Below are 20,101 nucleotides of genomic sequence, written 5' to 3' on the forward strand. Positions count from 1 at the left end.
GCGGCCCGCGGCCGCGTCAGCCGTCGGGGAGCTCGCGCACCCAGGTGACCCGCCGCCCGCCGCCGGGCGGGCGCATGTCGATCAGCGCGAGCTGGCGCAGCACGAGCTCGTCGCCGGCCTCGGTGCGGGCGTCGGGCTGGTGCGTGACGTGCGGGCGGTGCCCCGCGCCGACGTGGTCGATCGCGTCGTGCTGCGCGGCGACCCGCACGAGCGCGTCGAGCAGGCGCTCGTGCAGTGCCATCTCGGTGCCGTCGGGGTCCTCGACGAGTCGCACCGGCACGTCGTGCTTCCGGCCGAACATGGCGTCCGTCCCGAGGCGCACCCGCAGCGCGGGCGCGCCCTCCGAGGCATCCGCCAGCACCGCCGCGACCCCGTCGGCGTCGGCGGGCGTCCGGAACGGCGGCACCGCGGTCAGGTGCAGCGGCCAACTGCCCACCGGGAACTCGTCACCCACCTGCATCCGCTCGACCGGCAGCACCACCACGAAGTACCCCATGCGCCCACGCTAGCCCGCGCCGGCGGGCTCGACGCTGGTGCGCGAACCGTGGTGTCGCGGCTCCCGACCCACCGTTCGCGCACCAGCAGGACGCGGCGCGAATCGCTGCTGGTGCGCATGGTGCGGCGAACGGGCGCGTTCGCCACGAGTTGCGCACCTGCGGGAGGCGGAGGAGACGGAGCCTGGGGCGGAGTCGCGTGCCAGGTGCGGAGGTGCCAGGTGCGGACGTGCGGAGGTGCGGACGTGCGGACGTGGGGAGGTGGAGGTGCGGAGGTGCCAGGTGCGGAGATGGAGGTGCGGAGGTGCGGGCGGCCGGACCCGGGACGGCGCGGGGTCAGCGGGCGCCGAGCACCATCCAGCGGGTGCCGCGGGCGCGCAGCGACAGCGTGAGACCGCGCGCGGCGAGGTAGCCGATCGCGAAGGCGGCCATGAGCAGGGCGAGCGTCACCGCGCCGGGGAGGCCGGCCGAGGCATCCGCCCACCACACGACCGCGAGGGCGAGCGGCACGAACGCGGCGAGGTTCACCAGGCCCGTCCAGGCGAGGTAGCGCGCGTCGCCGGCGCCGATCAGCACACCGTCGAGCACGAAGACGAGCCCCGCGAGCGGGGTCGAGACCCCGAGCACGACGAGGGTCCACGGCAGCAGCGCGATGACGGCCTCCGACGACGTGAACAGGGCGGGCAGCGCCCACGCCGTCCCGACGACCGCGGCGCCGAGCACGACCCCGGCGCCGATGCCCCACTCGAGGCAGCGCCGCAGCACGGCCCGCACCCCGGCGGCGTCGCCCGCGCCGAGCCCCTTGCCGACGAGCGCCTGCGCCGCGATCGCGAGTGCGTCGAGCGCGAACGCGAGCGTCGCGTACAGCGTCATCGCGACCTGGAACGCCGCCAGCTCGTCCGACCCGAGCGACGTCGCCGCCCACGTCGCCAGCAGCATCGCCGCCCGCAGGCTCGCCGTGCGCAGGAACAGCCAGCCGCCCGACGCGGCCCCCTGCAGCACGCCGACGTGATGCGGCAGCCAGCTCGCGCCCACTCGGCGGGCGTGCCGCGCGATCACCACGAGGTAGACGACGACCATGCCCCACTGCGCCACGACCGTGCCGATCGCCGACCCGGCGATGCCCCAGCCGGCGACGTAGATGAAGCCGTAGTTCAGCAGGATGTTCGCCCCGAACCCGAGGCCGGCCACCCACAGCGGGGTGCGGGTGTCCTGCAGGCCGCGCAGCAGCCCGGTCGCGGCGAAGACCAGCAGCATGGCGGGCAGTCCGGCCATGGAGATCGAGAGGTACGCGGATGCCTCCGCCGAGACCGCCCCCGAGGCCCCGAACGCCCCGACGAGCAGCGGGGTCGCGAGCCACCCGGCGACTGCGATCACCACGCCGAGGCCTGTCGCGAGCCAGAGCCCGTCGACGCCCGAGGCGACCGCGCCGCGCAGGTCGCCCGCACCGAGCCGGCGCGCGACGGCCGGCGTCGTCGCGTAGGCGAGGAACACCATCAGGCCGATGATCGTCTGCAGCAGGGCGCTCGCCAGCCCGAGGCCCGCGAGCGGCGTCGCGCCGAGGTGCCCGACCATGGCGGTGTCGGCGAGGAGGAAGAGCGGCTCGGCGATGAGGGCGCCGAGCGCGGGCACCGCGAGTCGCAGGATGTCGCGGTCGACGGCGCGACGGCCCGCGGGGGCCGGGCTGCGTGGCGATGCGTCGTCCCGCGGGTCGAGGGAGGGAGCCCCGGGGGCGGTCCCGGCAGCGGGCGTGCGCGGGGGCTCGTCGCTGCGGGCCTCGGAACCGCCGCCGCGGGAGGCGTCGGGCAGGTCGTCCGGGTCGCCGGTCATGACGAGCTCGGGCGGCGGCTCGGGGGCATCCGCTCGCTCACCGGATGTCGACGATGTCCTTGCCCAACGGCATCAGCGAGATCGGCACGAGCTTGAAGTTCGCGATGCCCAGCGGGATGCCGATGATCGTGATGCACAGCGCCAGGCCCGAGAGGATGTGGCTGATCGCGAGCCACCAGCCGGCGAGGATCACCCAGACGACGTTGCCGAGGAACGAGCCGACGCCCGCGCCCGGCTTGTCGACGATCGTCTTGCCGAACGGCCACAGCGCGTAGACGCCGACGCGCCAGGCGGCGATGCCCCACGGGATCGTGAGGATCAGCACGAACATGACGAGTGCCGCCAGCGCGTAGCCGAGGAAGAGCCAGAAGCCCGCGAGCACGAGCCAGATGATGTTGAGCAGCGTGTTCATGTCGTCTCCGTCGGGGTGGGGCCGTCTGTCGTCGGGGCGGATGCGCCCAGGTGGCATCCGCGCATCGGGACAGGACTACAGTATGCGCGTGGCCACCCGTGCACCGGTCACCCGCAGTGGTGCCGCACGACGCGTCAGGCGGATCGATCTCCACCCGGCGCAGGCGGTCGTACTCGGATTCGCCGGGGTGATCGCCGTGGGCACCGCGGTGCTGCTGCTGCCGATCTCGACCGTGCACGACGGCGGGCCGACGTTCGTGCAGGCGCTGTTCACCGCGGTCTCGGCGGTGTGCGTGACGGGCCTCACCGTCGTGGACACGCCGACGTTCTGGAGCCCCTTCGGGCAGGTCGTGATCATGCTGCTCATCCAGGCCGGGGGCCTCGGCATCATGGTGTTCGCGTCGCTGGTCGGGCTGACGCTCGCGCGGCGCTTCTCGGTGCGGGCGCGCCTGAACGCGGCGACCGAGGCCAAGTCGATCGGGCTGCACGACGTGAAGGGGCTGATCCGGCGCATCGCGCTCATCTCGTTCGCGATCGAGGGGGTCGTGTTCGTCGCCCTGTTCCTGCGGTTCCTGCTGGGCTACGGCTACGGCGTCGGCGAGGCCGCCTGGCACGGCCTCTTCCACGCCGTGTCGTCGTTCAACAACGCGGGCTTCGCGCTCTACTCCGACAACCTCGAGCGCTTCGTCTCCGACCCGATGATCTGCCTGCCGATCTGCCTGGCGATCATCCTGGGCGGGCTGGGCTTCCCCGTGCTCATGCAGCTGCGCCGCGAGTTCCGCCGGCCCCTGCACTGGAGCATGAACACGAACATCGTGATCTGGGCGACCCTCGTGCTGCTCGGCGCCGGCACCGCGTACATCACCATCGCCGAGTGGAACAACCCCGACACGTTCGGCGCCTACGACCCGGGCACGCGGCTGCTCGCGGGGTTCTTCCACGCCGTGCAGACCCGCACCGCGGGCTTCAACACGGTCGACGTCGGTGCGATGCGCGACGAGACCTGGCTCGGCATGGACCTGCTGATGTTCATCGGCGGCGGGCCGGCCGGCACCGCGGGCGGCATCAAGGTGACCACGTTCGCGGTGCTGTTCTTCATCATCGTCACCGAGTTCCGCGGCGAGGGCGCGGTGAACATCTTCGGCAAGCGGCTCTCGCGCGCCGTGCACCGCCAGGCGATCACCGTGGCGCTCGTCGCGGTCGGCGCCGTCTTCGCCTCCACGCTGCTGCTCATGCTCGTCACCGGTCGCGGACTCGACCGGATGCTCTTCGAGTCGATCTCCGCGATCTCGACGGTGGGGCTGTCGACCGGCATCACGGCCGACCTGCCGCCGGGCGGCGAGGTGATCCTCGTCGTGCTGATGTTCCTCGGACGTCTCGGCCCGCTCACGCTCGGCTCGGCACTGGCGCTGCGCGAGCGCCGCATCCTCTACGAACTCCCGAAGGAGAGGCCCGCAATTGGCTAGGTTCCCACTGCTCGGCGGCGACACGCGCCGCATCGCCGAGGCCGACTCGGTCGCGGTCATCGGCCTCGGCCGGTTCGGGCGCGCACTCGCGCTCGAGCTCATGGAGTCGGGCACCGAGGTGCTCGGCATCGACGTCGACGAGGAGATCGTGCAGGCGCTGAACGGCGAGCTCACCCAGGTCGTGCGCGCCGACTCGACCAAGCCCGAGGTGCTCCGCCAGCTCGCGGTCGACGAGTTCGACCGCGTCGTCGTCGCGATCGGCAGCGACCTGCAGTCGTCGATCATCACCGCCTCGGTGCTCGTCGGCATGGGCATCCCGTCGGTGTGGGCGAAGGCGACGAACGACCAGCACGCGCAGATCCTCGAGCAGCTCGGCGTGCACAAGGTGATCTCGCCGGAGAAGGACATGGGCAAGCGCGTGGCGCACCTGGTGCGCGGCGCGGCGCTCGACTTCATCGAGGTCGGCCACGGGTACGCCCTCGTGAAGACCGGGGTGCCGGCACGGCTGCTCGGCGTGCGGCTCGGCGACACCGCCCTGCGCACGAAGTACGGCGTCACGATCGCGGCGTTCGCGCGGCCCGACGGCGCCTGGCAGAACGCCGACCAGGACACGGTGCTGGCCGAGGGCGACACGGTGCTCGCGGTGGGTGCGACGCGCGCGGCTGAGAACTTCGCGCAACTGCGCTGAGCAGGTGGGATGCGCCCCGCCGAACCGGCTTCCGAGCGCATAGGCTGGAGCCCATGACCCAGGCCCCCATCGCAGACGACACCCCCGACGCGATCCTCGGCTCCGGCATCATCCTCGACGAACTCGACGATGCCGTGCGCCCGCAGGACGACCTGTTCGCACACGTGAACGGCAAGTGGATCGCGCGCACCGAGATCCCCGGCGACAAGGCGCGCTACGGCTCGTTCCACGTCCTCAACGACGAGGCGGAGCAGGCCGTGCGCGCGATCATCGAGGAGGCGCAGGGCGCCGAGCCCGGCACCGAGGAGCGCAAGATCGGCGACCTCTACGCGAGCTTCATGGACGAGGCGCGCGTCGAGCAGCTCGGCGCGGCCCCGATCGCGGGGCTCCTGGAGGAGGCGGCAGCGGTCGCATCCGTCGCCGACCTGCTCACGACCATCGGCAGCCTCGAGCGCCGCGGCATGGGCGGGTTCTACCAGCTGTTCGTGGACAACGATCCGGGCAACCCCGAGCGCTACCTCGTGCTCGTCGAGCAGGGCGGCATCGGCCTGCCCGACGAGAGCTACTACCGCGAGGAGCGCTTCGCGGGCGTGCGCGACGCGTACCGGGCCCACCTCGAGCGCATGTTCGCCCTCGCCGGGCTCGACGACGCTGCCGGCCGCGCGACCCGCGTGTTCGAACTCGAGACCGCGATCGCCGCCGCGCACTGGGACAACGTCGCCACGCGCGACAGCCAGAAGACCTACAACCTGCGCACCTGGGCCGACGTCGCCGGCGTGTTCGCGGCTGCGGTGGCAGATGCTCCGCTGGAGCTGTGGCGCGACGGCATGGGCGTTCCCGAGGGAGCGTTCGACGAGCTCGTGCTGCGCCAGCCCTCGTTCACCGAGGGCCTGGTGACGCTGCTCACCGCCGACCGCCTGCCCGCATGGCGCGACTGGCTGGCCTGGCAGGTCATCCGTGCGAACGCCGCCTACCTGTCGGACGCGTTCGTCGAGGCGAACTTCGACTTCTACGGCCGCACGCTCACCGGCACCCCGCAGATGCGCGAGCGCTGGAAGCGCGGTGTCTCGCTGGTCGAGCGGGTCATGGGCGAGGCGGTCGGCCGCATCTACGTGGAGCGGCACTTCCCGCCCGCGGCGAAGGTCGCGATGGACGCCCTCGTCGCGAACCTCGTCGAGGCGTACCGGCAGTCGATCGGCGGGCTCGAGTGGATGGGCGAGGAGACCCGCGCCCGGGCCATCGAGAAGCTCGAGAAGTTCACGCCGAAGATCGGCTACCCGGTGAAGTGGCGCGATTACTCCAGCCTCGAGATCTCCGCCGACGACCTCGCCGGCAACGTGGCGGCCGGCACGGAGTTCGAGTTCCAGCGCGAGCTCGGCAAGATCGGGTCGCCCATCGACCGCGACGAGTGGTTCATGACGCCGCAGACGATCAACGCCTACTACAACCCGGGCATGAACGAGATCGTGTTCCCGGCCGCCATCCTGCAGTTCCCGTTCTTCGACGAGACCCGCGACCCGGCCGCGAACTACGGGGCGATCGGCGCCGTGATCGGGCACGAGATCGGCCACGGGTTCGACGACCAGGGCTCGCGCTACGACGGCGACGGCCGCCTCACCGACTGGTGGACCGAGGCCGACCGCGCCGCGTTCGAGGAGCGCACCTCGGCGCTCATCGCCCAGTACGAGGCGCTCGTGCCCGCGCAGCTCACCGGCGGGGAGCACCACGTCAACGGCGCGCTCACCATCGGCGAGAACATCGGCGACCTCGGTGGTCTCGCGATCGCCTGGAAGGCCTACGTGCTCTCGCTCGAAGGTGCCGAGCCGCCCGTCATCGACGGCCTCACGGGCGCGGAGCGGTTCTTCCTCTCGTGGGCGCAGGCCTGGCAGCAGAAGGGCCGCGACGAGGAGGTCATCCGCCTGCTGGCGATCGACCCCCACTCGCCGAACGAGTTCCGCTGCAACCAGATCGTCCGCAACATCGACGAGTACTACGCGACGTTCGGGGTCACCTCCGACGACGCCGCGTGGCTCGACCCCGCGGAGCGCGTCGCCATCTGGTGACCCGCCCCGACGTCCACCCGACCGAACCAGATCGTGCGCGCCGCTGACGCGGTGGGGGAGCGCCGAGACACCGAGAGAGCAGCAAGCACCCGTGGTCACCTCGCAGGAGTCGGAGCGCCGTTCGCGGCGCGCCGAACGCCGGCAGGGGCGTCGACGCGCCGGTGAGCCGAACGACAACTTCACCCGCGGGTTCGCGGCGCTCGGCGAGCTCTCGCTCGCGGGCGTGCAGGTGTCGGCGCGCGCGACCGACCTCGCCTCGGGCCGAGTGCTGTTCTCGGTCGACGACGACGTGATCATGCCGACCGCGTCGATCGGCAAGGTGCTGCTGCTGGTCGAGGTCGCGTCGCAGCTGGCCGGCCCGGGCATGGACGGCTTCCGCATCCTCGACCGCGAGCCGCTCGACGCGGTCGCCGACTCGGGCATCTGGCAGCACCTGCAGGCGCCGGCGCTGCCGGTGGCCGACCTCGCCGCGCTGGTCGGCGCCTCCAGCGACAACCTCGCGACGAACGTGCTGCTGCGCGAGATCGGCCTCGAGGCGGTGCGCGCCCGCACCGAGGCGCTCGGCCTCACCCGCACCGCGCTGCTCGACCTGGTGCGCGACCACCGCGGGCCCGACGACGCGCCGCAGCTGTCGATCGGCTCGGCGAAGGAGCTGACCTGGCTGTTCGCGGCGCTCGCGCGCGGCGAGATCGTGACCCCCGAGGTGTCGCGCCGGGTCGTCGGCTGGCTGTCGCTGAACGCCGACCTCTCGCTCGTCGCCTCGGCGTACGGGCTCGACCCGCTCGCGCACCGCGAGCCCGACCACGGCATCCTGCTGATGAACAAGACCGGCACCGACCGGGGCGTGCGCTCCGAGGTCGGGGTGCTGCGCGGCCCGCGCGCGGGCGTCGCCTACGCGGTCTCGATGTACTTCGCCGACACCGGGCTGCCGGCCCGTCTCTCGGTGCTCGACGGCATGCGCGCGATGGGCGTCGACCTGCTCGAGTACGTGCACTGACGCCCCACCGGCCCAGCGCGTCGCGCGGGTCGTGGTGGTCGCTTTTCAGGAGGCGGATGCAACGGTGTTGCGTGGCCCGCAGCATCCTGCCGCCCTCGCCCCGGTGACGCCGGATCGTTGCGGATCTCCGACGGGTGTGCCGACCGGCTCCTGAGAAGCGACCACCACGACCGCGACCACCACGCGGGTGCCGGGGGTGAGGGGTCAGGCGGATGCCGCGAGCCGGCCGATCGCGTCGCGCACGGCGCCGACCGTGGCGGGGTGGCGCATGACCAGGAAGTGGCCGACGACCGGGACCTCGACGTTGTGCGCGCCGGCGAGCACGCTGCCGTTGGGCACGTGCGGGTCCCAGACCGGGTGCACCGACGCGATGCGGGCGTTGGCGGATGCCGCGGAGCGGAGCGCCGCGATGATCGGGTCGTCGGGCCGCAGCGCCCGGATGCTCGGGTCCTGCTGCAGCAGCCACGCCCGGGTCGACCCGCCGAACGGGGTCGCGATGCCCACGACGCCGATGATGCCGAGCGGGCCGCGCGGGGCATGCGTCTCGCCGGAGGCATCCGTCGCCGCCGTGCCCGTGGTCGCCGCGCTCGTCGGCGCCGTGCCCGCCGCCGCGAGGTCGGCCACGAGCAGGTGCTTGCCGATCAGCCCGCCCTTGCTGTGCCCGACGATCACGCGCCCGGCCGCGGGCGCGCGTCGGCGCGCGAGCGCACGCCCGAGCGACGCCGATGTCTCGGCGATGTCGGCGCGGTTCGCGCCGAGTCCGTGCACCGCGAGCACGCGGTACCCCGCACGGTTGAGCGCGTCGCCCATCGGGCGGATGAACGACCAGTGCTCGTAGATGCCGGGCAGCAGCACGACCTCCGGCAGCGTGGCGTCGCCCCGCAGCCACCGGCGCGGCGCACGCGGGCCGTCCCACAGCAGTGCGGCCTGCCGCCAGCCCGCGTAGAGGTAGTCGAGCCACCACCACCAGGCCTTGGCGACGGGTCCGAGTCGGCGCGACGCGGCCATCAGCCCCGGCTCCAGACGGCGACGGCGATGAAGGCGAACGGCGCGACCCAGTTCGTGACGCGGATCACCGTCTCGCAGATCACGAGCACCCGGCCGGTCGTGCCCGCGCGCCGCTCGGCGGCGTCGCGCACGGCCCAGGTCCAGCGGATCGCGCGGTATGCGCTCGTCACGTGCAGCACGTCCCGCAGTCGCCGCCAGCGCGACTCGGCGGAGGTGCCCGGCGTCCAGGCGCGCCCGCTGAGCGGCAGTGCGACGACCAGCGCCGCCCAGCCGACGAGGAAGCGGATCGCGATGGCCGCGACGATACCGACGAGCGGCGTGAGCGCCGCGCGCAGGAACTCGCCGGGGCTCGTCAGCCGCACGAGGGCCTCCTCGGTGAGGCTGCCGCTGACGAAGGCCAGTGCCGCCCCGGCGAACAGCAGCGTGACGAAGCTCGCGCGCAGGCAGCGCAGCACGAGCAGCGTGATCGCGTCGACGCGGCCGGGGCGCAGGAACCGGTCCGGATGCAGCGCGCCCCACGGGCGCGTGTCGTCCGCATCGGTTCCCGTCACGCGCCGCCTCCCGTCCCCGCTCGCCGGTTCCGCACAGGCTACCGGAGGCCGCCCCGCGAGCCGGGCGATCGCGAGTCGCGGGCGGGCAGCGAGCGGATGCCCCGGGCCGTCGCCGCGCGGCGGGCGCGCGCCTCAGTCGATCAGCCCGAGCGCGCCGAGCCGCCGCAGCACCTCCGCGCCCGCGGGCGGGCACCGCCCCACGTCGCCGGAGACGGCCCAGTGCACCGCGTCGATCTCGGCCGCGGGCTCGGGGGAGGCATCCGTCACCGCCCGGAACACCCGCATGCGCACCAGCCGCCCGTCGGGCTCGCCGTGCGCCTGCGTGGCGACCTCGAACAACTCCTGCAGCGCGCCCGGGTCGAGGTGCAGCGACACCTCCTCGCGCGCCTCCCGCGCGGCGGCCTCCGCCCCCGACTCGCCGGGGTCGAGCTTGCCGCCCGGCATGAACCACACGTCGCGCCCCCGCGCCGTGACCATGAGCACGCGGCGCTCGCGCACCAGGGCGATCGCGGCGACCGCGATGTCGTCGAGGGTCATCGCACGACGGTCCGGGTGAGCGCGACCGCCTGCTTCGGCGTGACCCGCGGCAGGTACGCGCGCGAGAGCGCGATGCCGATGGCGGGCAGCGCCGAGGTGTCGGCGTACGACATCCAGAGCGTCTCGTAGCGCGGGTTGAACTTCGCCTTGAACCGGAACAGCGACGCGAACCCGTAGGCGGGCTCGAGGGTGCGGGCGAGGAACGCGAGCACCTGGTCGACGCCCGTCGGCTCGGGCGGCTCCTCGCCGTCGGCGAGCGGCTTCGACACGAGCGGTGCGCCCGACAGGCTCAGCACCGTGAGGCCCTCCTCCTTCATGTGGAGGGCCGCCGACGCGATGAGGTACTCCATGACCCCGGGCATCGACTCGTCCGCGCGGCGCATGAAGTCGATGGTCCAGCCGACGAGCCGGCCGTCGTGGTGCACGGGCAGCCAGCTGGTCACGCCGTGCACGTGCTCCTCGGCGTCGACGGCGAGCATCAGCCGCACGCTCGGGTCGCGCAGCTCGTCCATGCCGCCCAGCGTGAAGCCCATCTCGGGCAGCGCCTTCTCGGAGACCCACGCCTCGGAGATCGCGGCGACGCGTGCCTGCACCGGCAGCGGCAGGTCGCGCCACGAGCTCCACACGGTGGTGAGCCCCTCGCGGATGCCGCGGTTCAGCGGCTGGCGCACCTTCTGCCAGTCCTTGCCGCGGAACGCCACGATGGTCGGGTCGATGACGGTCTCCTCGCCGACCGAGACCGAGTGCCAGCCGAGGCGGTCGAGCGCGTCGCGCGTCTCACCGTGCGCGGCGTAGAAGACGGGCGTGAAGCCCTCCTCGTCGCAGTGCGCGATGAAGCCCGCGACGGTCTCGTCGAGCCGCTCGGTCGCGCAGGCCGGGTCGGAGATCGCGAGGGCCACGCCGTTCTCGAGGCGGTAGGCGACGCCCGCGTCGAGGTCGTCGGCGAACCAGTACGAGGTGCCGCGCCAGGTGCCGAGGTAGCCGAGCGTGCCGCCGCCGTGCCGCTCGAGGAGCGTGTGCATGAGGCGTGCGGCGCTGAGCGAGGTGCGCGACTCCGAGCGGCGGAGCAGCGCGACGGATGCCGCGGCGAACACCGCCCAGAACACGGGCCCGACCCACTGGTGGAGGAAGAAGGCGAGGTCGCCCGCGGGCACCTGCAGCGGATCGATCGTCGCGACGACGTGCGGCGGGAGGAAGCGCTTGACCGTGTCGACGGCGAGGTCGCCCACGGATGCATCCGGCACGAACCCGCTCAGCCCCGTCCAGCCGACCATGAAGTACAGGGCCGACAGCACGCCCGCGGCGAGGATCACGACGGTCGTGAACTGCACCATCGCACTGCGCGGGCTCGGCAGCGCCACACGCCGCTGCATGGCGATCAGCAGCACCGCGATCGCGACCGGCAGCCCGCACGCCGTGACCACCCAGACCAGCAGTTCCCCGATGCCGAGCTCGGCGTCCTGGAACTCGGCCACCGCCTCCGCGACGTCGAACGCCAGCAGCGCGGACAGGGCGATGCTGACGTTCACGAGGACCGCGAGCCACAGGCCGAACCGACGGCCCTTGAGGATGCCCCACGCGGCGATCAGCAGCAGCACCACGGGGACGAACGTCATGAGCAGCGGCCCGAGGCCCTGCGTGCTGGCCAGGATGATGGCCTCGTCGCACGCGGCCGAGGAGAAGCGGTCGCACCGCGCGACGATGCGGTCGGCGTCGATGCCCGGGTCGAGGTTCGCCGAGAGCAGCGCGAACGGCGTGAACGCCTCGGGGTGCATGAGCGCGACGACCGGGCCGAGCGCGCTCGCCGCGACGATGGTCGCGAGCAGGCCGCGCACGCCGCGGTACGACGCCCGGCGCGGCCGCAGCGACGACGGGTTGCCCTGGAACGCGGCGCCGAGCACGAGCCCCGCCAGCGCGGCGAAGAGTCGGTACAGGTGCTGCGGATCGCCCGCGTAGAGCAGGAACACGAGCACCACGGCGAGCACGGCGACCCGGGTGCGCGTCGCCCACAGGGTCGACATGTAGGCGGATGCCGCCATGAGCGCGCCCAGGATGCCGGGGAGCGGGTCCACGGTGACGGTCGTCGCGGAGAGCGCCGCCCACCACTCGCCCGCCCACGCGCCGACCGCCTGCACCGAGATGCCCACCAGGTACCCGAGCGACCCCGTGACGAGCGCCGCCACCAGCGTGCGGAACGACCCCATCAGGCGCTCGGCGATGCCGAGCAGCACGACCGCGGCGGCGACCGCCACGAGCGATGCGATCGGCCCGGCCGCGAACCCGGACGCCGTGAGCACCGTCCACCAGCGACCCTCCTGGATGGTCGGGACGACGCCCGCGCCGAACCGCGCGAGCACGTCGTCGGTGACGGGTGCGACCGGCCCGCCGTGCTGGAACGTCGTGACGATGAGCAGGGCGGCGACGATGACGCTGATCGGCGTGCGGAGCAGGAAGCGCACGCCGCGAACGACGCCGTTGCCGAACCGCGACTCGGTGCGGCGGGAGAGTTCGGCGTCGGTGGCCTCGTCGGGCGGGGGCATCCGATACTTCGTCGCCCTGCCGACCCGATCCGCCATCGCGGCCCCCCTTCGTGCCTGCCTCCACCGTAGGGGCAGGATGCCACGCCCGCCGCCCGTAGGATAGGGAGTCGTACGTTTCCGGGCGCATCCGCCCGACCCTCTCCCGAAGGACCATTGGAGCCACCGTGGCCGCACCCAGCCGACTCGATTCCGTCATCACCCTCGCCCAGCACCGGGGCTTCGTCTTCCAGGCGGGCGAGATCTACGGCGGATCCCGATCGGCGTGGGACTACGGTCCCCTCGGCGTGGAGCTGAAGGAGAACATCAAGCGCCAGTGGTGGAAGACCATGGTGCAGGGCCGCGACGACGTCGTCGGCCTGGACTCGTCGGTGATCCTGCCGAAGCAGGTGTGGGAGGCATCCGGCCACGTCGAGGTGTTCTCCGACCCGCTCGTCGAGTGCCAGCAGTGCCACAAGCGCTACCGCGAGGACCACCTCATCGAGGAGTTCGAGGCCAAGAAGGGCCGTGCACCCGTCGGCGGCCTCGACGAGGTCGTCTGCGCCAACTGCGGCACCCGAGGCCGCTGGACCGAGCCGCGCGCGTTCTCCGGCCTGCTGAAGACCTTCCTCGGCCCGGTCGACGACGAGGCCGGCCTGCACTACCTGCGCCCCGAGACCGCGCAGGGCATCTTCGTGAACTTCGCCAACGTGCTGCAGGCGGCGCGCATGAAGCCGCCGTTCGGCATCGGCCAGATCGGCAAGTCGTTCCGCAACGAGATCACGCCCGGCAACTTCATCTTCCGCACCCGCGAGTTCGAGCAGATGGAGATGGAGTTCTTCGTCGAGCCCGGCACCGACGACGAGTGGTTCGAGTACTGGCTCGACACCCGCTGGAACTGGTACACCGACCTCGGCATCGACCCCGAGAACCTGCGCCGCTACGAGCACGCGCAGGAGAAGCTGTCGCACTACTCCAAGCGCACCGTCGACATCGAGTACCGCTTCGGCTTCGCCGGCGGCGACTGGGGCGAGCTCGAGGGTGTGGCCAACCGCACCGACTTCGACCTCGGCACGCACACCAAGCACTCGGGCAAGGACCTGTCGTACTTCGACCAGTCGAAGAACGAGCGGTGGACCCCGTACGTCATCGAGCCCGCGGCGGGCCTGACCCGCTCGCTCATGGCGTTCCTGGTGGACGCGTACCACCAGGAGGAGGTGCAGAACGCCAAGGGCGGCACCGACACCCGCACCGTGCTGAAGCTCGACCCGCGCCTCGCGCCGGTCAAGGCCGCCGTGCTGCCGCTGTCGCGCAACGAGAAGCTCTCGCCGATCGCCCGCGAGGTCGCCTCCTCGCTGCGCGAGCAGTGGAACGTCGACTTCGACGACGCCGGCGCGATCGGCCGCCGCTACCGCCGCCAGGACGAGATCGGCACGCCGTTCTGCATCACGGTCGACTTCGACTCGCTCGACGACAACGCCGTGACCGTGCGCGACCGCGACACCATGGGCCAGGAGCGCGTCTCGCTCGACCGCCTGTTCGGGTACCTGGCGGAGCGGCTCAAGGGGGCCTGAGGCCGGTCGGAAGGTTCATGACCTCCGACCCCGCCGCACCTTGCGGAGCGCGCTCAGGGCAGGATCAGGACGATCGTCGCGACCAGGCCGACGACGTAGACGAGCCCGACGGCGAGCCCCGCGGCGACGGGGATCTTCGTTCCCCGTGCCTGGTGCGCCAGTGCGCCGAAGTCCCAGAGCGCGTGGATGAGGATGCCTGGGATCAGGCTCCCGGTCGCCATGAGCGTGACGAACAGCGCCGACCCGCCGACGAACGAGACGCCGAGCTGCGCGAGCGTCTGCTTCCAGGACAGTCCGAACAGCCCGTTGATCGCGTGCAGTACCGCGAAGAGTGCGGTCGAGTACGCCCACACCCCCGCGAGGGGCCAGCCCGCCTCCTGCGCGCCGACGACGAGCATGCCTCGGGCGAGGAGCTCCTCGGCCCCGCCCACCAGCAGGCAGGCGACCGCGAGGATCGCCACGCTGCGCAGCCCGAGCCCGTGCAGGTCGGCGCGGACCGCGCTCACGAGGCCGGCGACCAGCCACAGGAGCGGCACCGCCAGCATCCACACCGCGCCGCTCCTCGGCTGCGTGAGGACGTCGGGCCACCAGCCGAGGGCCGTGGTGGCCGCTGCGAGTCCGACGAGGGCGATGCCGATGGGGACGACGATGCCGCGGGTCACGGCCCGGTCGCTCTCGGCGATGCGCGGGTAGTCGACGCGGTTTGCCCTCCAGAGGGCGGCGACGACGGCGACGTAGGCGACGAAGACGCCTGCCGCGAGGAGCACGGGCACGGAGTCGGTCAACGGCGAGCCCGGGACCGTCAGCCGGCGGTGCCCACCGTGTAGGTGAGCGTCGCGGGGTCGCCGTCCGTGAGCGTGAGCGTGATGTCGTAGTCCGAATCGGCGAAGGTCCAGACCGTCGACCCTCCAGCGGTGGTCTCGTCAGGGGTGCCGAACGTCGACTCCAGCTCCTGGGCGACCCGCTCGCCCTCCGCGGCGTCCGTGAGGTTGTAGACCAGCTCGTAGTCGCCGTTGAGGTCGATCGAGACCACCAGTTCGGCGTCTTCCGGCAGTGCCACGTCGGAGGGGAATCCCTCCGGCACCGACGTGCCGCTCGCCGACTCCTCCGAGGCCGGCGAGGAGTCCGGATCGAAGCTGATGGTGCAGCCGGTCAGCAGCGATGCGGCGATGACCAGTGCTCCCAGGGACAGGGCGATTCTGCGGGACATGTGCACCTCCTGGCAGGGCACCGGGGTGCCGGATGAGTGACTGCTGCACACCCTAGCCCGCCACGGCTCCGGACCGCTGGATTCCGGCGCGCGGGTGCGGTTCGCGGCGGAATCGGGCGGGGCGAGGCATCCATCCACTACGCTCATGCCACGCGCGATGAGGGGGAGCCGATGATCGAGATCTCCGGACTGTCGAAGTCCTACGGCGACAAGCGCGCGGTGGACGACGTCTCCTTCACCGCGCCGGCCGGTTCCGTCACCGGCTTCCTGGGCCCGAACGGCGCGGGCAAGTCGACGACGATGCGCATGATCATGGGGCTGGATCGGCCCGACGCGGGCACCGCCTTCATCGACGGCAAGCCGTTGCGGGAGCACGCAGCGCCGATGCGGGCCGCCGGTGGGCTCCTGGATGCGAAGTCCGTGGTGCCGGGCCGGACGGCCCGCAATCACCTGCGCGTCCTCGCCGCGACTCATGGGATCTCGGATGCGCGGGTCGACGAGCTCATCCACCGCACCGGCCTGGACGCGGTCGCGCACAGGCGGGTCAAGGGGTTCTCGCTCGGCATGGGGCAGCGCCTGGGCATCGCCACGGCGATGCTGGGGGACCCGTCGACGCTGATCCTGGACGAGCCGGTGAACGGGCTGGATCCCGACGGGGTGCTGTGGGTCCGCAACCTCGCGAAGCAGTTCGCCGCGGAGGGCCGCACGGTGCTGCTGTCGAGCCACCTGATGAGTGAGGTCGAGATGACCGCGGACCGGGTGGTCGTGATCGGTCGGGGCCGGATCCTCGCCGACACCTCGGTCGCGGAGTTCACCGCGGACGCGGCCTCCGGTGCCGTCACGGTCAAGTCGAGCGACGACGAGCAGTTGATGCGGCTCCTCGCCGCACAGGGCGCGGGGGCGACGCGCACGAGCGAGGCGGTGATCGTCGAGGGCATGCCGGCCGCGCGGATCGCGCAGCTCACCGTCGGTGCCGGCCTCGACCTGTTCGAGCTGGTCTCGTCGGCCGCGACGCTCGAGGAGGCATACCTCCGCCTGACCGCCGACGCCGTCGAGTACCACGCCTCTGAAGATCCCACGGTGCAGGAAGGTGCGCGAGCATGACCGCCACGGCCGTCGCCCCCAGTGCGGGCCTCTCCGACGCCCGCCTCACGTTCGGCGGTGCGGTTCGCTCCGAAGTGCTGAAGCTCTCGACGATGCGCGGCATGTGGTGGGTCGCCGCCACGTGCGTGGTCATCGCCGTCTTCATGCACGCGACCACCAGCGCCCAGCCTCCCGCCGATGGCCTGAGCGCCTGGACCATCAGCGCGATCAGCGACGAGATTGCGGTCACCTGGGTGATCGTCGCCGTGTTCAACGCGCTGCAGACGACCGGGGAGTGGAGTTCGGGGCAGTTCCGGGTCACGTTCGCGGCGGTTCCGCGACGGGCGCTGTGGCTCACCGCCAAGGCGACTGCGCAGGGCGTGTTCGCTGCGGCGGTGTCACTCGTCGTGCTGATCGGCACCACGCCCGTGGTGCTCCTGCGCTTTCCCGGCGCTGCGACCATCGACTGGGCCCTGCCGCACACCTGGCAGGTGATCATCGGAGTACCCGTGGTGCTCTTCGCGACCGCGTTCATCGCCGTCGGAATCGGTGCGCTCGTACGTTCGGGCGGAGGCGCGGTCACGATCGTGATCGCGCTGCTCGTGGTGCTGCCCTTCGCCGGGGCGTTCGGCATGGAGTGGCTCGCCCACGCCATCTCGTTCCTTCCGGCGGGCGCAGCCGACTCGATCATCGGTGCCGGCGCGTTCGGCCCCACCGTGGACGACCTTGGCGTGTTCGGTGGATCGCTCGTGCTGCTCGCATGGGCCGCGGTCGCGTTCGGCGGCGCGGTCTTCGTGATGAAGCACCGCGACGCCTGACCGGCCTGCGGTCGCCGGCCACCTCAGGATCACCGGCGGATCGATCGTCGATGTCGACTTCGACTCGCTCGACGACCGCGCCGTCACCGTGCGCGACCGCGACACCATGGGCCAGGAGCGCGTCTCGCTCGACCGCCCGTTCGGGTACCTGGCGGAGCGGCTCAGGGGGCGTAGGGGGCGCGGGCGTGAACCCAACCGTTTGACGGCCTCGCTCGGTACCCTTGGGGCATGAGCAGCACCAGCCCGGCGAGCCTCGCACTGCGCGAGGTCCTCGACGCGCGCCGCGGTGAGCTCGACACACTGCTTGCGAAGTACGTTGCTACGAACCCCAAGCTGTTCGGTTCGGTTGCCCGCGGGGATGCCATCGCCGGCAGCGACATCGACATCCTGGTCGAGATGGACCCCGCCGACGGCAACCTGCTCATGCGTGCCAGCGGGCTCATGGAGGAGGTTCGGCAGCTCTACGGGCGCGATGACATCGACATCTTCCCCGTACAACTGCTCAAGCGGCCGGTCTCGGACTCCGCGCTCGTCGACGCGGTCGCGTTGTGACGCGCACGGCTGCCCAGCGGGTCGACGACATCTTGGTCTCGATCGAACGGTGCCGCCGGTATGTCGACGCGTTGTCGGCCGGGGACGCGAGCTTGGTCCAGATGGCCGAAGATGCCATCGAACGGAACCTGCAGATCATCGGTGAGGCAGCGGGGCACCTTCCGGCTGAGATCACTGACGCCCGCCCCGAGATCGCGTGGCCGCAGATTCGCGGATTCCGCAACATCCTCGTGCACCGGTACTTCGGAGTGGATGTCGACACCGTTCGCGACGTCGTCGAGTCGTATCTCCCGTCGCTGGAAGCGTCGCTTCGGGAGCATCCGCTGGAGTGAGGGTGCGGCGGCGGTCCTGTCGCTGACGCGCAGGGAGAGTGTCCCTGCAAGACCCGAAGCGCCGAGTCTTCGCGGCGGCGCCAAGGTCGCGGCATAGGAGGCGCATAGGAACTGGATAGGCGCGGGTGCTGCAGTAGGAGCCAGACCACGAGACTCCGACCCGAGGACCCATCATGAGACGACTCACCCTCACCGCCGCAGCCCTGCTCACCTCTGCACTGCTCTTCACCGGCTGCACGACGACACTCGCCGACTCGACTGCGGACACCTCCGCGACGACGTCGAGTTCCGCGTCGGCCGAGACGACCACCGTCGAGACGAGCACGGTCAGCGGCGACATCGACTGGAGCGGGCTGCCGACGACGGAGGTCGAGCTCACCGATGACGGGCTCACCATCACCGAGGCGGGCACCTACGTGCTCAGCGGCTCGACGACCGGGCAGGTCGTCGTCGACACCGACGGGGACGTGCGCATCATCCTCAACGGCGTGACCATTGACAGCGCGGACGGCGCTGCCATCCAGGTCGACAACGCCGAGACGACCGTGATCGAGCTTGCCGATGGCACGACCAACACCGTCTCCGACTCGTCCACCCGCAGCGACGAGGAGATCGATGGGGCCATCTACTCTGCCGACGACCTGATCATCACCGGCACCGGGACGCTGGACGTCACGGCCTCGTTCGCCGACGGGATCGTCGGCAAGGACGACCTGTCGATCGAATCGGGCACGATCACGGTCACGAGCGTCGACGACGGCATCCGCGGCACGGACTCGCTGACCATCACCGGCGGCACGATCACGATCGACGCGGCAGGCGACGGCCTCAAGTCCAGCAACGACACCGACGCCGGCGAGGGTCAGCTCGTCATCTCCGACGGCGACATCACGATCACCTCGGGCGACGACGCGGTGAAGGCCGAGCAGCAGGTGACGATCACGGGAGGCACGATCGACATCATCTCCTCGGTCGAGGGCATCGAAGCGCCCGTGATCGTGATCGACGACGGCGACATCACCGTGAACGCATCCGACGACGGCATCAACGCGGCAGCATCCGCCATCGTGACGAGCGGGCTGAGCATCACGGTCAACGGCGGCGAGATCACCGTGGTGATGGGCTCGGGCGACACCGACGCGTTCGACAGCAACGGCGACCTCACGATCACCGGCGGATCGATCGACGTCACCGCGCAGTCCGCGTTCGACTTCGACGGCACCGGCACCCTCACCGGAGGCACCGTCGTCGTCAACGGCGAGCAGATCACCACCCTGACCAACCAGATGATGGGCGGTGGCGGAGGCGGTCGGCCCTGAGGGTCGGCCTCGCACGTGGTGTGTGCCCTCGCGGGTCGAGCATGTCGTCGACGGCGCTCGGCAGCTCGCACCGCCCAGCGCACGATCGCGTCGACCTCGCGACCGGTGGAGTCCCGCGCGTGGAAGACCGCGCCGCCGAGCGGCTGGGAGAGCACCCGCAGATCGTGCACCGCGAGCGACTCGAACAGCTGCCCCGCGTAGCGTAGGTCGCCTCTCAGGGCGGTCGCGTCGCCGCCGACGAGCGAGAGCGCGAGCGAGGGATCGCAGAAGTGTCGCTTGGGCTCCTGTCGGAGCGTGGCCGAGGAGCGCAGGTGTGCCGACCAGGCGGGCTGGTCCTCGATGACGAAGATGCGGGACAGGGCATCGAGGTACTCGCGAACCGCATCACGAGACAGCGTCGCCTCATCGCGCGCGAGGGTCGAGATTGTCACCTCGGTGGCGACGTTGCGCGCGAGGGCGACCATGAGCCTGTGCACCCGTGCGGGGTCGCGCACCTTCCCCGCTGAGTCCACGTCGACGTTCGCGACGGTGTCCGCGTAGTCCTGGATGCTCTCGACGGTCTCGTGCTCATCGAGGCCGACGAAGCCGGGCCAGCCGCCGCTGGCGATGCGTCGCAGCAGACGACTCATGAGTCGTCAGTTTGTAAGAGATC

19 protein-coding genes and 2 pseudogenes are annotated in these 20,101 nt (G+C 71.7%); 11 read left to right on the forward strand and 10 right to left on the reverse strand.

Annotated elements, in window-relative coordinates:
- Positions 1–16: 16 nt before the first annotated feature.
- The 3 genes from ABZK10_RS05785 to ABZK10_RS05795 all read right to left on the reverse strand — a co-directional run bounded on the left by ABZK10_RS05785 (position 17) and on the right by ABZK10_RS05795 (position 2,736).
- On the reverse strand, positions 17–496 hold the full coding sequence (locus ABZK10_RS05785; RefSeq protein ID WP_353808226.1) for a 2'-5' RNA ligase family protein: 480 nt from the start codon (positions 494–496) through the stop codon (positions 17–19).
- Between the two features lie 334 nt (positions 497–830).
- A complete protein-coding gene (locus ABZK10_RS05790) occupies positions 831–2,324 on the reverse strand; it encodes an MATE family efflux transporter (RefSeq protein ID WP_353808227.1) in 1,494 nt (497 codons plus the stop codon).
- A gap of 37 nt (positions 2,325–2,361) precedes the next feature.
- Positions 2,362–2,736, reverse strand: a complete 375-nt coding sequence (locus ABZK10_RS05795; protein WP_353808228.1) for a YccF domain-containing protein — start codon at positions 2,734–2,736, stop codon at positions 2,362–2,364.
- A gap of 82 nt (positions 2,737–2,818) precedes the next feature.
- Here ABZK10_RS05795 and ABZK10_RS05800 point away from each other — a divergent pair, with 82 nt between their 5' ends.
- The 4 genes from ABZK10_RS05800 to ABZK10_RS05815 all read left to right on the forward strand — a co-directional run bounded on the left by ABZK10_RS05800 (position 2,819) and on the right by ABZK10_RS05815 (position 7,949).
- The gene (locus tag ABZK10_RS05800; RefSeq protein ID WP_436408490.1) at positions 2,819–4,201 is read left to right on the forward strand and encodes a TrkH family potassium uptake protein; all 1,383 of its coding nucleotides are present in this window, start codon (positions 2,819–2,821) and stop codon (positions 4,199–4,201) included.
- Positions 4,194–4,889: a potassium channel family protein gene (locus ABZK10_RS05805; RefSeq protein WP_353808230.1), complete on the forward strand. Its 696-nt coding sequence runs from the start codon at positions 4,194–4,196 to the stop codon at positions 4,887–4,889. Before ABZK10_RS05800 ends, ABZK10_RS05805 begins: the two co-directional genes overlap by 8 nt.
- A 53-nt stretch (positions 4,890–4,942) precedes the next feature.
- Positions 4,943–6,952, forward strand: coding sequence for a M13 family metallopeptidase (locus ABZK10_RS05810; RefSeq protein ID WP_353808231.1), 2,010 nt, complete (start codon positions 4,943–4,945; stop codon positions 6,950–6,952).
- A 91-nt stretch (positions 6,953–7,043) separates the two neighbouring features.
- Positions 7,044–7,949: a serine hydrolase gene (locus tag ABZK10_RS05815; protein ID WP_353808232.1), complete on the forward strand. Its 906-nt coding sequence runs from the start codon at positions 7,044–7,046 to the stop codon at positions 7,947–7,949.
- 204 nt (positions 7,950–8,153) lie between these two features.
- On the opposite strand, the gene ABZK10_RS05820 is transcribed toward ABZK10_RS05815, so the two are convergent.
- The 4 genes from ABZK10_RS05820 to ABZK10_RS05835 form a co-directional block, all read right to left on the reverse strand.
- Positions 8,154–8,957, reverse strand: coding sequence for a lipase family protein (locus ABZK10_RS05820; protein WP_353808233.1), 804 nt, complete (start codon positions 8,955–8,957; stop codon positions 8,154–8,156).
- Positions 8,957–9,508: a hypothetical protein gene (locus ABZK10_RS05825; protein ID WP_353808234.1), complete on the reverse strand. Its 552-nt coding sequence runs from the start codon at positions 9,506–9,508 to the stop codon at positions 8,957–8,959. The genes ABZK10_RS05820 and ABZK10_RS05825 overlap by 1 nt, the downstream gene beginning before the upstream one ends.
- A gap of 132 nt (positions 9,509–9,640) precedes the next feature.
- The gene (locus ABZK10_RS05830) at positions 9,641–10,045 is read right to left on the reverse strand and encodes an NUDIX hydrolase (protein WP_353808235.1); all 405 of its coding nucleotides are present in this window, start codon (positions 10,043–10,045) and stop codon (positions 9,641–9,643) included.
- A complete protein-coding gene (locus ABZK10_RS05835) occupies positions 10,042–12,621 on the reverse strand; it encodes a bifunctional lysylphosphatidylglycerol flippase/synthetase MprF (protein ID WP_353808236.1) in 2,580 nt (859 codons plus the stop codon). Before ABZK10_RS05835 ends, ABZK10_RS05830 begins: the two co-directional genes overlap by 4 nt.
- A gap of 128 nt (positions 12,622–12,749) precedes the next feature.
- On the opposite strand from ABZK10_RS05835, the gene ABZK10_RS05840 reads away from it, so the two are divergent.
- A complete protein-coding gene (locus ABZK10_RS05840; protein ID WP_353808237.1) occupies positions 12,750–14,135 on the forward strand; it encodes a glycine--tRNA ligase in 1,386 nt (461 codons plus the stop codon).
- 53 nt (positions 14,136–14,188) lie between these two features.
- Here the strand turns inward: ABZK10_RS05840 and ABZK10_RS05845 are convergent, their stop codons facing one another.
- On the reverse strand, positions 14,189–14,920 hold the full coding sequence (locus tag ABZK10_RS05845; RefSeq protein WP_353808238.1) for a CPBP family intramembrane glutamic endopeptidase: 732 nt from the start codon (positions 14,918–14,920) through the stop codon (positions 14,189–14,191).
- Between the two features lie 17 nt (positions 14,921–14,937).
- Positions 14,938–15,345 carry a hypothetical protein gene (locus tag ABZK10_RS05850; RefSeq protein WP_353808239.1) on the reverse strand — a complete coding sequence of 136 codons (408 nt, stop codon included), beginning with the start codon at positions 15,343–15,345 and terminating at the stop codon, positions 14,938–14,940.
- A 171-nt stretch (positions 15,346–15,516) separates the two neighbouring features.
- Here ABZK10_RS05850 and ABZK10_RS05855 point away from each other — a divergent pair, with 171 nt between their 5' ends.
- The 6 genes and pseudogenes from ABZK10_RS05855 to ABZK10_RS05880 all read left to right on the forward strand — a co-directional run bounded on the left by ABZK10_RS05855 (position 15,517) and on the right by ABZK10_RS05880 (position 19,449).
- The gene (locus tag ABZK10_RS05855; RefSeq protein ID WP_353808240.1) at positions 15,517–16,449 is read left to right on the forward strand and encodes an ABC transporter ATP-binding protein; all 933 of its coding nucleotides are present in this window, start codon (positions 15,517–15,519) and stop codon (positions 16,447–16,449) included.
- Positions 16,446–17,246: a hypothetical protein gene (locus ABZK10_RS05860; RefSeq protein ID WP_353808241.1), complete on the forward strand. Its 801-nt coding sequence runs from the start codon at positions 16,446–16,448 to the stop codon at positions 17,244–17,246. The genes ABZK10_RS05855 and ABZK10_RS05860 overlap by 4 nt, the downstream gene beginning before the upstream one ends.
- A gap of 46 nt (positions 17,247–17,292) precedes the next feature.
- Positions 17,293–17,415: pseudogene (locus ABZK10_RS05865) on the forward strand (His/Gly/Thr/Pro-type tRNA ligase C-terminal domain-containing protein); the annotation flags it as partial.
- Positions 17,416–17,474: 59 nt separating this feature from the next.
- The gene (locus tag ABZK10_RS05870) at positions 17,475–17,798 is read left to right on the forward strand and encodes a nucleotidyltransferase family protein (RefSeq protein WP_353808242.1); all 324 of its coding nucleotides are present in this window, start codon (positions 17,475–17,477) and stop codon (positions 17,796–17,798) included.
- Positions 17,795–18,130 carry a HepT-like ribonuclease domain-containing protein gene (locus ABZK10_RS05875; RefSeq protein ID WP_353808243.1) on the forward strand — a complete coding sequence of 112 codons (336 nt, stop codon included), beginning with the start codon at positions 17,795–17,797 and terminating at the stop codon, positions 18,128–18,130. The genes ABZK10_RS05870 and ABZK10_RS05875 overlap by 4 nt, the downstream gene beginning before the upstream one ends.
- Positions 18,131–18,303: 173 nt before the next feature.
- Entirely contained in the window at positions 18,304–19,449 is a 1,146-nt protein-coding gene (locus ABZK10_RS05880) for a carbohydrate-binding domain-containing protein (protein WP_353808244.1), read from the forward strand.
- 239 nt (positions 19,450–19,688) lie between these two features.
- Here ABZK10_RS05880 and ABZK10_RS05885 read toward each other — a convergent pair.
- Positions 19,689–20,078: pseudogene (locus tag ABZK10_RS05885) on the reverse strand (DUF8612 domain-containing protein); the annotation flags it as partial.
- Positions 20,079–20,101 lie beyond the last annotated feature (23 nt).

This window comes from Agromyces sp. SYSU T00194 (assembly GCF_040496035.1).
GTDB lineage: Bacteria > Actinomycetota > Actinomycetes > Actinomycetales > Microbacteriaceae > Agromyces > Agromyces chitinivorans.

Bases quoted from the DNA above. Each gene is read 5' to 3' on its own strand.
- ABZK10_RS05785 (WP_353808226.1), bottom strand. From the start codon at position 496: ATGGGGTACTTCGTGGTGGTGCTGCCGGTCGAGCGGATGCAGGTGGGT.
- ABZK10_RS05795 (WP_353808228.1), bottom strand. From the start codon at position 2,736: ATGAACACGCTGCTCAACATCATCTGGCTCGTGCTCGCGGGCTTCTGG.
- ABZK10_RS05860 (WP_353808241.1), top strand. From the start codon at position 16,446: ATGACCGCCACGGCCGTCGCCCCCAGTGCGGGCCTCTCCGACGCCCGC.
- ABZK10_RS05870 (WP_353808242.1), top strand. From the start codon at position 17,475: ATGAGCAGCACCAGCCCGGCGAGCCTCGCACTGCGCGAGGTCCTCGAC.
- ABZK10_RS05855 (WP_353808240.1), top strand. From the start codon at position 15,517: ATGATCGAGATCTCCGGACTGTCGAAGTCCTACGGCGACAAGCGCGCG.
- ABZK10_RS05880 (WP_353808244.1), top strand. From the start codon at position 18,304: ATGAGACGACTCACCCTCACCGCCGCAGCCCTGCTCACCTCTGCACTG.
- ABZK10_RS05850 (WP_353808239.1), bottom strand. From the start codon at position 15,345: ATGTCCCGCAGAATCGCCCTGTCCCTGGGAGCACTGGTCATCGCCGCA.
- ABZK10_RS05830 (WP_353808235.1), bottom strand. From the start codon at position 10,045: ATGACCCTCGACGACATCGCGGTCGCCGCGATCGCCCTGGTGCGCGAG.
- ABZK10_RS05835 (WP_353808236.1), bottom strand. From the start codon at position 12,621: ATGGCGGATCGGGTCGGCAGGGCGACGAAGTATCGGATGCCCCCGCCC.
- ABZK10_RS05790 (WP_353808227.1), bottom strand. From the start codon at position 2,324: ATGACCGGCGACCCGGACGACCTGCCCGACGCCTCCCGCGGCGGCGGT.
- ABZK10_RS05810 (WP_353808231.1), top strand. From the start codon at position 4,943: ATGACCCAGGCCCCCATCGCAGACGACACCCCCGACGCGATCCTCGGC.
- ABZK10_RS05820 (WP_353808233.1), bottom strand. From the start codon at position 8,957: ATGGCCGCGTCGCGCCGACTCGGACCCGTCGCCAAGGCCTGGTGGTGG.
- ABZK10_RS05800 (WP_436408490.1), top strand. From the start codon at position 2,819: ATGCGCGTGGCCACCCGTGCACCGGTCACCCGCAGTGGTGCCGCACGA.